13 protein-coding genes are annotated in these 13,943 nt (G+C 27.8%); 3 read left to right on the top strand and 10 right to left on the bottom strand.

From position 1 onward, the window contains the following. Window positions 1-10: 10 nt before the first annotated feature. Window positions 11-1,825: a biotin/lipoyl-containing protein gene (locus tag KO488_RS08775; protein ID WP_216058429.1), complete on the bottom strand. Its 1,815-nt coding sequence runs from the start codon at window positions 1,823-1,825 to the stop codon at window positions 11-13. Between the two features lie 5 nt (window positions 1,826-1,830). Then, entirely contained in the window at window positions 1,831-2,073 is a 243-nt protein-coding gene (locus KO488_RS08770; RefSeq protein WP_216058428.1) for an OadG family protein, read from the bottom strand. A gap of 321 nt (window positions 2,074-2,394) precedes the next feature. Here KO488_RS08770 and KO488_RS08765 point away from each other — a divergent pair, with 321 nt between their 5' ends. Further along, complete coding sequence (locus KO488_RS08765) at window positions 2,395-3,051, top strand: S24 family peptidase (protein ID WP_216058427.1); 657 nt, start codon at window positions 2,395-2,397, stop codon at window positions 3,049-3,051. An 11-nt stretch (window positions 3,052-3,062) separates the two neighbouring features. On the opposite strand, the gene KO488_RS08760 is transcribed toward KO488_RS08765, so the two are convergent. Genes KO488_RS08760 through mobB form a run of 5 tightly spaced genes read right to left on the bottom strand, consistent with a single transcriptional unit; the run spans window position 3,063 to window position 7,579 of the window. Next, window positions 3,063-4,055, bottom strand: a complete 993-nt coding sequence (locus KO488_RS08760) for a peptidoglycan synthetase (protein WP_216058426.1) — start codon at window positions 4,053-4,055, stop codon at window positions 3,063-3,065. Continuing rightward, complete coding sequence (metG, locus tag KO488_RS08755) at window positions 4,055-6,010, bottom strand: methionine--tRNA ligase (protein WP_216058425.1); 1,956 nt, start codon at window positions 6,008-6,010, stop codon at window positions 4,055-4,057. The genes KO488_RS08760 and metG overlap by 1 nt, the downstream gene beginning before the upstream one ends. Window positions 6,011-6,037: 27 nt before the next feature. Next, a complete protein-coding gene (locus KO488_RS08750) occupies window positions 6,038-6,244 on the bottom strand; it encodes a hypothetical protein (RefSeq protein ID WP_216058424.1) in 207 nt (68 codons plus the stop codon). Then, on the bottom strand, window positions 6,237-7,079 hold the full coding sequence (locus tag KO488_RS08745; RefSeq protein WP_216058423.1) for a class 1 fructose-bisphosphatase: 843 nt from the start codon (window positions 7,077-7,079) through the stop codon (window positions 6,237-6,239). Before KO488_RS08745 ends, KO488_RS08750 begins: the two co-directional genes overlap by 8 nt. Before the next feature lie 2 nt (window positions 7,080-7,081). Further along, complete coding sequence (mobB, locus tag KO488_RS08740; protein WP_216058422.1) at window positions 7,082-7,579, bottom strand: molybdopterin-guanine dinucleotide biosynthesis protein B; 498 nt, start codon at window positions 7,577-7,579, stop codon at window positions 7,082-7,084. A gap of 406 nt (window positions 7,580-7,985) precedes the next feature. Between mobB and KO488_RS08735 the strand changes: the two genes are divergently transcribed. After that, window positions 7,986-10,259: a glutamine--tRNA ligase/YqeY domain fusion protein gene (locus KO488_RS08735; RefSeq protein ID WP_216058421.1), complete on the top strand. Its 2,274-nt coding sequence runs from the start codon at window positions 7,986-7,988 to the stop codon at window positions 10,257-10,259. A gap of 27 nt (window positions 10,260-10,286) precedes the next feature. Beyond that, window positions 10,287-10,766 carry a hypothetical protein gene (locus KO488_RS08730; RefSeq protein WP_216058420.1) on the top strand — a complete coding sequence of 160 codons (480 nt, stop codon included), beginning with the start codon at window positions 10,287-10,289 and terminating at the stop codon, window positions 10,764-10,766. On the opposite strand, the gene KO488_RS08725 is transcribed toward KO488_RS08730, so the two are convergent. From KO488_RS08725 to gltX, 3 genes are read right to left on the bottom strand one after another with little or no spacing between them, the layout of a single operon-like run. Beyond that, the gene (locus tag KO488_RS08725) at window positions 10,735-12,387 is read right to left on the bottom strand and encodes a lytic transglycosylase domain-containing protein (protein ID WP_216058419.1); all 1,653 of its coding nucleotides are present in this window, start codon (window positions 12,385-12,387) and stop codon (window positions 10,735-10,737) included. The genes KO488_RS08730 and KO488_RS08725 overlap by 32 nt on opposite strands. A gap of 9 nt (window positions 12,388-12,396) precedes the next feature. Continuing rightward, window positions 12,397-12,669 carry a YggT family protein gene (locus tag KO488_RS08720; protein WP_216058418.1) on the bottom strand — a complete coding sequence of 91 codons (273 nt, stop codon included), beginning with the start codon at window positions 12,667-12,669 and terminating at the stop codon, window positions 12,397-12,399. Further along, window positions 12,666-13,943, bottom strand: coding sequence for a glutamate--tRNA ligase (gene gltX / locus KO488_RS08715; protein WP_216058417.1), 1,278 nt, complete (start codon window positions 13,941-13,943; stop codon window positions 12,666-12,668). Before gltX ends, KO488_RS08720 begins: the two co-directional genes overlap by 4 nt.

Genomic DNA, 13,943 nt, shown 5'->3' with positions numbered 1-13,943 from the left:
AATAAAACTATTAACCAATAATGGCTAAAGTTTGTCCTTCTTCAACTGCAGCATTAGGTGAAACTAAAATATTTGTAATAGTTCCAGCAGCAGGAGCATTAATATCAATTTCCATTTTCATCGCTTCTAAGATCATGATTTGTTGATCTTTTTCAACTTTATCTCCAACTTTAACAAGTATTTTCCATACTGCACCATTAACAACTGCAGGTACTTCAGTTTCTGTACCATTTGAAGAAACAGGAGTCGCTGCTGTTGAAGCTTCTTTAGACGCAACAGGTGTTACTTGAATATCAGCATTTCCTTCAGCAATTGATACATTAAATTTTTGACCATCTACTACAACAGTATAATTTCCATTTGCATTACTCATATTATTTTCTCCTAAATTACATTCTTTATCATTTTCACATGAAGAATCGTTTTTTCTTATATTTAATGGTGATTCACCTTTTAAGAAAGCAATTCCTTTTTCATCACAAGCAGCAGCTATGAAAACATTTTCTTCACTAGTTTCAATACCTTCTAACTCTAATCTTTGTTTCCATACAGAGATTTTTTTCTTTTCATCTCTATCTGCAATATCTAATGGATTTTCTGTTGTTGGTTCCATTTTTAATTTTTCAGCTGCAAGTGCAACAATTTTTTCATCTGGAGCAACTGGTGTTTTACCAAAGTAACCAAGTACCATTTTCCCATAACCTGGAGCAATTTGTTTCCAAGGACCAAACATAACATTTGCATAAGCTTGTTGCCAGTAGAATTGAGAAACAGGAGTTACAGATGTACCATATCCACCTTTTTCAACAACTTCTCTCATTGCTTTAATTACTTCTGGGAATTTATGTAAAGTTCCATTATCTCTCATCATTTGAGTGTTAGCAGTTAATGCTCCACCTGGCATTGGAGAGAAAGGAATTAATGGTGAAACTTGTGTAGCTTCTGGAGGAATAAAGTAATCTTTTAAACAATCAGTTAATACTTCTTCATACTTTAATACTTTTTCAATATCAAGTCCACCTAAATCAAAGTTTTTACCTTTTACCGCATGTAACATTGTTAAAATATCTGGTTGAGAAGTTCCACCTGAAACTGGACTTGCAGCTAAATCAATACCATCAGCTCCAGCTTCTAATGCAGCTAAATAACAAGCTACAGAAACACCAGCAGTTTCATGAGTATGTAGTCTAATATGAGTATCATTTCCTACTAGTTTTCTAGCCATTTGAATAGTTTCGTATACTTTTTGTGGGGATGCAGTTCCTGAAGCATCTTTAAAACAAAGAGAATCATGTGGAACACCACTATCAAGAATTTGTCTTAATGTTTTTTCATAGAAAGCAACATCATGAGCACCTGTACATCCTGGAGGTAAATCCATAAGAGTAACTACTACTTCATGATTTAAACCATATTTTTTAATACATTCAGCAGAATATTCTAAGTTTTGTACATCATTTAAAGCATCAAAATTTCGGATTGTTGTTGTACCATGTTTGGCAAACATTTTTGCGTGTAAGTCAATTAGTTCTCTTGAACCTGTATCTAACATTACTGTATTGATACCACGAGCTAGAGTTTGTAAGTTTGCATCTGGACCAACAATTTCTCTAAACTTGTCCATCATTTCAAATGCATTTTCTTGTAAATAGAAAAATAAAGATTGGAACCTCGCTCCACCACCAAACTCAAAATGAGTTATACCAGCATCTTTCGCAGCTTCAACAGCTGGAAAGAAGTCATTCATTAAAACTCTACCACCAAAGACGGATTGGAAACCATCTCTAAATGTAGTATCCATAACATCTATATACTTTTTTGCCATTAACATTAACCTTTTAGATTTTTGTGATGCTGTACAGCTGCAACGATTGCAGCTACTTTTGCAGTCTCATTAGATGATGCATTTATATTGGGCCTTTTAATTGGCTCTATTTTCTTTTCGGGAAAATATTTTGTTAACAATGCACCTTGAGCTTTAAGCACAAAAATTAAGATAATTAAAAATGAGAATACAACTCCCATTCCTAATGCCATAAATTTAAATGCTTCCGTAACTAAGTTTATTTCCATAACAGTCTCCGTTATTACCACAATGTGATTATTAATGTAATAATATATTAAACTTGCTTTATTAACATTTATAGTTATCTTTTATCTTAATTAAATTGTTAAATTTGTTTTTTTTATAATACTTTATCGCCAAACTGGTAAATTAAAGTGTCAACTTTGTGAAAAAAATCTATAACGTTATTTCTTGTTTCAATAATTTTTCTTGCCATTTTGTGTCCTTTTGTATTTAATATTTCAAATTCTATACTATTTTTTCAAAATACTTGAAAAATATTTCATTTTGTAATATAATTATGTAAATACTATGTAAAAGGATTTAATATGCTTATTGTAAGTGAAATCATAGATAAATTAAAAGATATACTAAGTGCAGATGGAGTAAATGGTAAAATATTTGATAAAGATGTAGCAACATCTTTAGAATTGTCACAAGCAAATTTTGCAACTATGAAAAATAGAGGGAAGATTCCATATTCAAATATATTAAACTTTTGTGCAAAAAAGAAGATATCTATAAACTGGCTTCTTTATAATCAAAGTCCAGGTTCTCTTGTAGATAGTACAGATAAATATTGGATAAAATACTTTCCTGATGTATCTGTTAGTGCTGGTGGCGGTGCATATGAAAATAAAGATGATTTTGAATCTTTAGAAGTACCTGCATATTTTATTGATAGATTAGGTGGAAAAGATAATTTGAAAAATATTGATGCAATTAATGTAGTAGGGGACTCTATGGAACCTACATTAAATGATGACAACATCATATTTTTAGATAAAACAAAAAATGATTGTTCAAGAGATGGAATATATGCATTTACAACTGTTCATGGATTATTTGTAAAAAGAATACAAAAAAGAGTTGATGGACATTTAGATATTATTTCAGATAACAAAGACTATCCGTCTCAAGTATTAAATAATTCTGATATTAAAATTATTGGTAAAGTAATTAGTACTTTTGGAACAATTTATTAAATACTCTAAAGTTAGAAAAGAGTTAGCTCTTTTTCTTCTTTTGATAATATCTGCTGAATTTTTTCAAATTCATAACCTATAATATAAGAAGCATTGAAAGAGTTATTCTTTAAAGTATCTCTTAGTTTGGAAATATCTTTTAAAAGAATTTGCTCTTTAGGTAAAAAATCAATATAAGAAGAAGTGATATAAATTATCTTTCCATAAGTAAACTTAGTTTTTAAATAATCAATTTCTTTTTCTACTAAAGAGATATTATTTGATGTTATAACAAATTTATCAGACTTTCCAAACTCTACAATATTTAAATTTTTATCTAAGAATAGTGTTCTTAAAAGATTAGAATTTCTTAATTTAGAATCATCAAATTCATTTATATTTAAAAAATCATAAACTCTTATAAAATATTCTAAATAAATACTTGGAATTTTTATTCTTTGAAAATACTTATTTTTAAAAGTAAAAGAAACTTCAAAAAGTGAATGCTCAAGTAAATTTGAAATAAGAAAATCTTCTTTTTCAAAATTTGTATTATTTGGATAGATTTTATTTAATATTTGCTTATCATTTGAAACTAAAATTGTTTCATTATCAATATCTTCAAGTACAGAAACAAACTTTTTAAAACTCGTAGGAATAAGCTTAACTTTTTTATTTGATGATGAAGAAAAAGTTTTAAAAAATTCATAACTTACATCATTACAATAAAAAGCTTGCAAATTAAAATGAGCAAGTTTATATCGAACTAGTTTTATAAGAGAAGTTTCAATATTATCTACTTTAATCCATGCTATTTCTTTATCTATAATAGGGTAGAAATTCTGAAGTATTATTGCAAAAGCACCTTTTTGGATAGCTATTTGAATATCATCCAAATTATAAGCTATAAAAAGGTCACCTTCTTTTACTTTTGATACATTAGTTTTAAAGGAGTATATAAAGGATATTGATGGAGAGTTTAAAAGCTTCCCATCAATAATATCTATAATAGAAGTAATTTTCACTAGCTTATTTTAGTTCCAATTTCTTTTGGAGTTTCAGGTCTGATTAAAGATAAACCATTTTCATCTTTAGCAGCCATTAGCATTCCTTCACTAATCATTCCCATTAATTTAGCTGGTTTTAAATTTGCAACAACACATGCTTGTGTTCCAACTAAATCAACTGCATTATAAAATTCTTTTATCCCTGCTAATATTTGTCTATTTCTTCCTTCTCCTAAATCTACTTGTAGTTTTAAAAGTTTTTTAGATTTTGGGACTTCAACAGCTTCTACAATTGTTCCAATTCTTAATGTTGTTTCAAAGAACTTATCAATTGTAATTAGATTATCATCTTCTTCGATTTTTTCATCTTTTTTAGAAGCATTTACTTCAGCAGCAGCTTTTTCAACTATTGCAGGTTTAGCTTGTTCTAAAAGAACCTCTTCAATTCTTGGGAAAAGTTGCTCAACTTTTGTAATAGTAGTATCTGCAATCAACTCTTTATTTTTTAATAAAGAAGTATAAGTTTCATTATTAATAGTAATTCCTAATGAAGCCGCAATTTTTCCAATCTTTTCAGGCATCACTGAATCTAAAAGAAGTGAAACTCTTGCCATAATATTAGTAATTAAAGCAACTAAAGCCATAGCTTCATCTGTTTTTCCTTCTTTCATTAAGTTCCAAGGTTCATAATCCCCAATTGCTTTATTAGCAATTGTTAATACTTTCCAAATATCTTCTAAGTATCTATTTAATTGCATTTTATATAAGTACTCTTCAACATTATCTAAAATTGCTTCTACTTCATCTAGTTCTTTTTGATGGAATTTTTTAACATCTTTAGAAGATACTTTAAAGTCAAAGTACTTACCACTCATTCCAGAAATTCTATTTAATAAGTTTCCTAAATCATTTCCTAAATCAGAATTGATTCTATCCATTAAAGCTTTTTGTGAAAAATCTCCATCTTGACCAAATGGAACTTCTCTTAACATGAAGTATCTAAAAGCATCTAAACCATAAGCATCAGCTACAAGTTTTGGATCTACAACATTTCCTTTTGATTTAGACATTTTTTCACCATCTCTTGTCCACCAACCATGAGCTGCAATATGCTTTGGCAATGGTAAATCTAAAGACATTAAAAATGCTGGCCAATAAATAGAATGGAATCTTAAAATATCTTTCCCAACTAAATGAGTAGAAGCTGGCCAATGACCCATTTCTTTTTCATCTGTTCCATAACCTAAGGCTGTAATATAGTTCATCAAAGCATCAAGCCAAACATACATTACATGTTTTGGTTCATTCATAGATTCAGGAAGTTTAACACCCCAATCAAAAGAAGTTCTTGAAATTGATAAATCTCTTAATCCACCTTGAACAAAGTTTACAATCTCATTTTTCTTAGATCTAGGAAGTATGCAATCTTCATTTTCTTCATACCATTTAAGAAGTCTATCTTCATAAGCTGATAATTTGAAAAAGTAGCTCTCTTCTTTTACAATATTTGTAGGTTTCCCACAATCAGGACAAAATTGTTCATCAACTAATTGTTTTTCAGTAAAAAATGTCTCACATGATACACAGTAGTAACCTTCATAATCACCTTTATAAATATCACCTTTGTCATACATTTTTTGGAATGCTGCTTGTACACCAATTTTATGTTCATCATCAGTTGTTCTAATAAATTTATCATAAGAAATATCAAAATCATCCCATAAAGTTTTAAACTTTCCAGATACTTCATCAGCATATTCTTTTGGAGTTTTACCTCTAGCTTCTGCACTTTGTGCTATCTTTTGACCATGCTCATCAGTTCCTGTTAGGAAATAAGTATTAGCTCCTGTTAATCTTGAATATCTAGCTAGCATATCAGCTATAATTGTTGTATAGGCGTGCCCTATATGTGCTACATCATTTACATAGTATATTGGTGTTGTTATATAAACATTTTTACAAGATTCTTCCATTATTTACCTTTTTTATAAATTATAATATTAAAATTCAAAGCCACCGCCAGCACCTTTATTCATTGAAGAATAAACAGCTACAACGTATTTCTTTCTTAATTCACAGTCAAAAAACTTATTACATGGAGTACAAGACTCTAAAGAATTACTTGTTTGACACTCTTTTATCTCAACTAGCTTTTGATCAAGTTTTAATTCCCACTCATCAATAACTATGTCGTTTGTTTTATCCATTCTTTTTATAAACTTCTAAAACTCTGTTTATTTCTATATTAGATCCAAAGAAACAAGGAGTTGTATCATGAATATGTGTTGTTTCAACTTCTAATGCTCTTTTAAAACCATCAACAGCTTGGCCATTTGCTTTTTCATATGTATAAGCAAAAGGAAAAACTTCAAATAATTGTCTTAATTTACCTTTTGGTCTATCAGTTGTACCTGGATAAGAAAACAACCCACCACCTTTAAGTAAAATCTGATGTAAATCAGGAACCATACCTCCTGAGTATCTTAATCTATAACCATCATTAAAAATATCATCAATTAATTGTTTATGAAATGGTGCCCAACAGTTTTGTGTTGAACCTGGTGCATTTAACTTACCTTTTTCATTTAAAGTTATAGTTTGAATAAATTCAAATTTACCTTTTAAAAGTCTATACATCTTAACATCATCAATAGCAACAACCATTTCTACTCGAGGTCCAAATACAACATAAACTGAAGCAATAATGCTTTTTGCATCAAAATCACCTTTATAAATTCCATAAATAGAACCTACTGATAAATTTACATCTACTAATGAAGAACCATCTAATGGATCATAAGCAATTAAGTATTCACCATCTTTATTTAAATTTACAATTTCTTCTTGTTCTTCTGAAACAATAGCTTTAATACTTGGAATTGTTTTAAATATATCTTCAATAATTACATCACTTGCAATATCAAGTTTTAATTGAGTATCACCTGTTGAATTTTCTTGTTCACTTTTGCCAGTATCACCAGTTTCAATCAACTCTTTAATTTTAATACTTGCTTTTTCTATTGCTTTGATTATATCTTGCATATTTATACTCTCTTTGCGTTTTTATCAATCCAGATAATCATATCTTCTGGAGAGTTTAAGTTTAATTTCTCAATTGATGATGGAATGTCATCATCATTAATAGTGTCGTCACTAGCTATTGCATCCGTAACTTTAAAATAATCTTCATTTAAATTATTTCTAAAAATAGAAATTCTAGGTAAGTCTAGAGTTTTTAAACCTTCAACTAGTAAGTAATCAAAATCATCAAATAATTCAATCATTTCATTAATTGTAGAAGTTGTTTTTTTCAATAAAGTAGTTTTATTAGGACTTACTACTGCAACATCTGCACCTGTTTCTCCAAATTTAAACGAATCTTTTCCTGGTCTATCAAACATGGCTTTATCTTTTGGATCATGTTTAATAATACAAACCTTAAACCCTCTATCTTGAAGGATATTTGATACTTTAACTATTGCTGTCGTTTTTCCACTATTTGATGGTCCTGAGAAGGCCACTATTAATCTTTTTTTATTCATAAATTGGATTTTATCTAAATGATGGTTAAAGTATATTTATATAGATAATTATTGATTCTTTTTTTGTTTATATTCTCTTGGAAAGATATTCTCAAACCTTTTAAAAAATTTGACAAGGTTAGTAGGTTCATCAAAATTTAATTTGTCTGTTATTTCTTGTATTATTATAATCTTTCTTCATATTAATTTATTAATATTCTAACTTTTAAAAAGTATTTAAAAAAGGTAAAAAAGATACTTTTATGGTAAAAAATGGAAACTTTAGAAGGTATATAAGAAAGTACTAACTATATATTGAAATAAAATATATCAGTAAATAATATATTTTATTTCATAGATGATATAAGCTCTAATTTGCTAAAATACAAGTCTTATAAAAGTTTCAAATTCAAAAGGTTTAATAATAATGAGTGAAAATAAAGATTTTTTACATGCAATAGTAAATGAGGACTTAAAGTCTGGCAAATATAAAGAGGTTATTACTAGATTCCCACCTGAGCCAAACGGCTTTCCTCATATAGGACATGCAAAATCTATTTGTATAAATTTTGGTATTGCATCTGATTTTAATGGTACTTGTAACCTTAGAATGGATGATACAAATCCTACAAAAGAAGATACAAAATATGTAGAAGCACTAAAAGATGCTGTGCAATGGCTTGGCTTTGATTGGGGAGAAGATGTACGTTTTACTTCAGATTATTTTGATAAAATATATGATTATGCAATCAAACTTATTAAAATGGATAAGGCATATGTTGATAGTGTAAATGAAGAACAGATGCGTGAGAATAGGGGAACTGTTACACAAGCAGGAGTACGAAGTAAATTTGCAAACAGAACTATTGAAGAAAATTTAGACCTTTTTGAAAAAATGAAAAATGGTGAGTTTAAAGACGGAGAACATGTTTTAAGAGCTAAAATTGATATGGGTGCTTCTAATATGAAATTAAGAGATCCACTTTTATATCGAATTAGACATGCCCATCATTTTAGAGCAGAGGATAAATGGTGTATTTATCCAATGTATGATTTTGCTCATTGTTTATCTGATTATATTGAAGGTGTTTCTCATTCAATTTGTACTTTAGAGTTTGAAAATAATCGTGATATTTATAATTGGGTATTAGATACTTTAAAACTAGAATTACCACGTCCATACCAACATGAATTTGCTCGACTTGGTATAAATTACACAGTTATGAGTAAAAGAAAACTTTTAGAATTAGTTGATGGCAAATATGTTGATGGGTGGGATGACCCTAGAATGCCTACAATTGCTGGATATAAAAGAAAGGGTTATACAAAAGAATCTATCTTAAACTTCTGTGATCAAATTGGAGTTGCAAAAGCTAATTCAATGGTTGATGTTGCACAACTAGAATTTTGTATTAGAGATGATTTAAATAAAAAAGTACCACGAGTTATGTGTGTTCTTGATCCACTTAAAGTTACAATAGAAAACTATGAAGGTAGCGAAGACCTTGATGCTTCATATTATCCACATGATGTACCAAAAGAGGGTAGTAGAAAAGTACCTTTTTCAAAAGAGATTTATATAGAAAGAGATGATTTTTCACAAAATCCTGAAAAAGGATACTTCCGTTTAACTCCTACACAAGCTGTACGATTAAGACATGGATATATAATTACTTGTGAAGAAGTTATAAAAGATGAGAATGGAAATATTTGTGAGTTAAAAGCAAAATATTATCCTGATTCAAAAAGTGGAAGTGATACTAGTGGAATTAAAGTAAAAAGTGCTATTCAATGGGTTAGTTCTAAAGAAGCTAAACAAATTGAAGTAAGACTTTATGATAGATTATTTAAAAATGAAGCCCCTGAAGGAATAGAAGATTTAAATCCTGATTCTTTAAAAATTGTTAAAAATGCACTTATTGAACCTGCTGTTATACTTGAAAAAATAGATGAAAGATTTCAGTTTGAAAGACAGGGATATTTTTATGCTGATCCAATTGATTATAGAGATGAAAAACCTGTATTTAATAAAATAGTTGGACTTAAAGATTCTTGGGGTAAAAAAACAAAAAGTGAAGAATCAAATTCTAAAAATGAAGAAAAAAACGAAATAAAAAAACAAGCAAAAAATGAACAAGTAGTTGGTGAAGTTGCTGCTATGAGTGATGAGGAAAAAGTGTTATTTAATAAGTATTCAAAAGAACTTAGTTTAAATAATGAAGTAGCAAATATTTTAGCACGTGATGAAAAACTTTCAAGTTTTTATGAAGAAGCTTTATCTACTCTTAATAGCCCTATTAGTTTAGCAAATATTATTGTTACTGAAGTTGCTAGAGAATTAAAAGACAAAGAAATAAATCAGCTTAAATTTACAGCAGAGCAAATAGCACAACTTGTTAAAATTCTCGATACTGGTACAATTTCAAGTAAAATTGCAAAACAAGTTTTTGAAGAAATGGTAAAAAGTGGAGAAAGTCCGTCAAAAATAGTTGAAGACAAAGGACTTATCCAAATAAGTGATCCTGCAATTATTTCACCTATTATTGATGAAGTAATTGCAAAAAATCCAGATAATGTTGCTAAATTTAAAGAAGGTAATACTAAACTTTTAGGTTTCTTTGTAGGGCAAGTATTAAAGAGCACTGGTGGTAAAGCAAATCCTAAAGTTGTAAATCAGTTAGTTGCACAAAAGTTAAAATAGTAACTAATAAAATAAAAAAGGCAATATATGTACAAAACTTTATCTTTATCAATATTATCAACTATAGTAATAGGATGTTCATCAACTACAGCATTAAAGCATTTTGACAAAAGTGAGTTTGAATCAAAAGCTATGCAATACACAAAAAAAGCTGATGTAATTATAAATAAAGAGCAAAAAGTTCTTTTATGGGGAACATATTTAAATAATACTGATATTACAGAATTTGATTCAAAAGATGAAGTATTTGTTACATCTATTTATTTTGTAGAAGAAAAGAGTCAAGATATAAATGAAAATGGATACTTTTTTACTTTAAATGGAAAGAAGCCTAAATCTATTGAAGAGATTCAAACTGATAATGAAAAATATAAAGATATATTATCAAAAAACACATGGGGGAAATACTATCTTGTAAAGTTTAATGAAGTAAAAGATAGTTATGACTTAACTTTTACTTTAAGTAATACAAACTCTAATTCGGCAGAATTAAAGTTTGAAAAATAGAAGATAAAGTCACTTTATTTTCTTCATTTAAGTGATTATTATAAATATAGTAATTTGTTAAAACTTTTCTACCATATTTTCTAGTTTCTTCATATGAAATTAGCTCCATACTCATAAAGGGTTCAAATCTATTTTTTTCTTTAAATAATCCACGTTTAAATTGACTTCTTGTATATCCTGGACCCCCATTATATGCATAAGCTATAAATAAAGGATTTTTATCAAATTGTTTTTCTAAAGAATTAAGATGTTTATTTGCATACCTTAAATTTACTTCTGGTAAAAACTGTTCATAAATATTATATGACTCATTTAGCTGCTTTGCTAATTCTTTTGATAAGAATGGCATGATTTGCATTACACCTTGTGCAGTCGCAAAAGAAACTGCTGAAGGGATAAATCTACTTTCTTGTCTTCCAATAGCATACATTAAAACTTGTCTATTAACATCATAATTTTTCATAATATCTCTAAAAGGTTTAATATAATATTGCTTTCTATATTTCGCATATCTTTCTAATACATAAGCATAATGAGGTAATGTTGATGCATCTGTAAATAACTTTGAATATTTAGCAAGTTTATTATCATCAAGATTTTTCTTTGTATCTATATCAACTTCTATCCATTCAAATTGATCTAATGTATTATATGTAGTTGGCGTATTTGGAATATCAATATCATAATAAACATTGTCAATTGGAACTTCTAATAACTCTTTAGCATATAAAGAGTATAAGTTATTATCCCAACTTTGTGCCGTTTTATTTAAAAATGTTTTATTTTGTGTTAATAAATAAATCCAAAAAAGGGCTCTATCTTTATCTGATTGTAAATAGGATTTAGAATATGCTTTGTTTAAATAATTTAAAGCGACTAATTCTTCATTGTGGTTAATCGCATTTAAAGCTAATGAAAAAAAAGTTTGATTCGTGATTTTATTATTGTTTTTTACGTTAAATAAGGACTTTTGAACCTTATCTAATTTACCTCGATGAACAACATAAGTTATAAATCTATTAAAACTATTTTCTTTTGCTAGCTTATCAATAAAACTTTCCGGCATAATATTATTTATAATATTTGTACGATAAGTATCTCTTGAATCAAAAAACAATCTATAAAATCTACTTGTATTTGTATTTATTAATGCATTAAAAGGATCATCAGAAGCAAATATTTTTAAATCATTTGCTAAAGTAGGGTAGTCTTTAATCTTTTCAATTGCAAGTTTTAAGTTTTCTTTTGACATTGTAGTTGCATCAAAAATACTTAAACCTAAAGAAATACATCTAGAGTTTTCTTTGAGCAAATCTTTTGGCTTTGCTCTATAACATCTTAAGTCTTTATTTGGAATTTTAGAAAATCTTTTATTAAAAGCTTTTTTAACTCTCCCTTTTTTAGCTTTTGACATATCATAAGCTGTTTGTGCCTCTTCTTCACTAATATCTTTTTGATTTAAATATTGAATAATAAAAAAATCTTTTGCATAAGATTTTGGTTTTTCTTCAAGCCAATCTAGTGTGACTTTAAAACCTTTGTCTGTAATATTAACAGCTTCAGTATTTGCATTAAGATTTAATGCCACAAAGCAAAATAGTGAAGCTACTAATTTTTTCATAATATCCTACTAAAAGAATAGGTTTTTTAAGAAAATTTCTAAGAACATTAATCCAAAGATTAATATTAATGGAGCTAAATCCATACCACCAAAAACAGTAGGAATATATCTTCTCACAAAAGCATACGCTGGTTCTGTTAATCTATATAACATTTGAACAATAGGATTATTTGGATCTGGTCGTACCCATGTTAGTAATGCTGAGATTATAATAACCCATTTATATAAAGATATAATTGTTAAAACTACAGTAAGTACTGAAGTTGTGAAAGCATCTATCATTTTATAATTTCTCCTAAGTAGTTTTTAATTAATGCATAAATATTTGAAATATCAGGTCCAGTTTCTTCTCCTGTTAAAAGATATCTTAAAGGCTTAGTTAAAGATTCATCTTTTAATCTAGTTTCATTTGTAATATATTTACTTAACTCATTAAAATCATCATAATATGGAGCATCTTGTAAACATGTTTTCAACTTTATAAACTCACTTTCAAAACCTTTACAAGTAGTTTTTTCTTCAAAGATTGTGTGTATTTTAGCTTTTAACTCTTTTAATGTAGAAACTTCTTCTAAGTATATTTTTCCAAGTTTTCCTATATCTAAATCTGCAAAACCTAATAATTTAGATAGTCTCATTTCATCCATTTGTTCTAAATGTTTTTTATTAATAAATCTTAATTTTTCAATATCAAAATTAGTTACATTTTTTGAAATATCTTCAATCTTAAACCATTCTATTGCTTCTTCCAAAGAAAATATTTCTTTTGGAGTCTTATTTCCTAAAAGAACTAAATAATTTGCAATAGCACTTGGAAGAAAACCTTCCTCAATTAATGCTTTTACAGAGTTCAAATCATTTGGGATATTAGAAATTTTTGTTAAGTGTGCATATTTAATCTCTTTTGTATAAGATAAAGAATTTCTTATATGTATTTGCTTAGCAGTATTTTCAATATATTTTTCACTTCTAATTATAAATGAAACATCCATTAACATATCATCAACCGCACAAGCATAATCATATGTTGGTGTTTTATCATGTTTTAAAATATTAAAAGCATCAACTTCATCAGGCCTTACATCAAAATCACCTTTTAAAATATCAGTAAATTTGATATTTTCTTCTGGTTTGTTAATTCTTACTGTAAAAGGGGCATTTACTTCTAAAACTGCTTCATCAGATAAAGTTTGACAAAAACCATCATATACAAAAGGTTTTCCATTTTCTTTTGCTTCATCTTCTAATTCTTTAAGTTTAGCATCTCCACAAAAACAAGAAAATGCTTTCTTTTTTGTAAGAAGTTGCATAGCCATTTTTTGATGATATTTTAAAGAATCACTTTGATGTGCAGCTGTTAAATAATCAATAGAAAAAAGACTCAATATTTCTAAAATTTCTTTATCTTTTCCATCAATATTTTTTTCTTGATCTATATCTTCTATTCTTATTACTAAGTCTTCATTTAATTGTTTTGCCACAATATAATTAAATATTGCAACTCTTAAACTTTCAATGTCCATATTAGATGTAGGACTTGGTGCAAATCTTAACAA

The organism is Poseidonibacter lekithochrous (genome assembly GCF_018861145.1).
In the GTDB taxonomy this organism is placed as follows: Bacteria; Campylobacterota; Campylobacteria; order Campylobacterales; family Arcobacteraceae; genus Poseidonibacter; species Poseidonibacter lekithochrous_A.
This window is presented reverse-complemented; position numbering and strand designations above follow the sequence as displayed.

Excerpts from the sequence above, each read along its gene's own strand:
- KO488_RS08775 (WP_216058429.1), bottom strand. The coding sequence starts at position 1,825 with ATGGCAAAAAAGTATATAGATGTTATGGATACTACATTTAGAGATGGT.
- KO488_RS08770 (WP_216058428.1), bottom strand. The coding sequence starts at position 2,073 with ATGGAAATAAACTTAGTTACGGAAGCATTTAAATTTATGGCATTAGGA.
- KO488_RS08765 (WP_216058427.1), top strand. The coding sequence starts at position 2,395 with ATGCTTATTGTAAGTGAAATCATAGATAAATTAAAAGATATACTAAGT.
- metG (WP_216058425.1), bottom strand. The coding sequence starts at position 6,010 with ATGGAAGAATCTTGTAAAAATGTTTATATAACAACACCAATATACTAT.
- KO488_RS08750 (WP_216058424.1), bottom strand. The coding sequence starts at position 6,244 with ATGGATAAAACAAACGACATAGTTATTGATGAGTGGGAATTAAAACTT.
- KO488_RS08745 (WP_216058423.1), bottom strand. The coding sequence starts at position 7,079 with ATGCAAGATATAATCAAAGCAATAGAAAAAGCAAGTATTAAAATTAAA.
- mobB (WP_216058422.1), bottom strand. The coding sequence starts at position 7,579 with ATGAATAAAAAAAGATTAATAGTGGCCTTCTCAGGACCATCAAATAGT.
- KO488_RS08735 (WP_216058421.1), top strand. The coding sequence starts at position 7,986 with ATGAGTGAAAATAAAGATTTTTTACATGCAATAGTAAATGAGGACTTA.
- KO488_RS08730 (WP_216058420.1), top strand. The coding sequence starts at position 10,287 with ATGTACAAAACTTTATCTTTATCAATATTATCAACTATAGTAATAGGA.
- KO488_RS08725 (WP_216058419.1), bottom strand. The coding sequence starts at position 12,387 with ATGAAAAAATTAGTAGCTTCACTATTTTGCTTTGTGGCATTAAATCTT.
- KO488_RS08720 (WP_216058418.1), bottom strand. The coding sequence starts at position 12,669 with ATGATAGATGCTTTCACAACTTCAGTACTTACTGTAGTTTTAACAATT.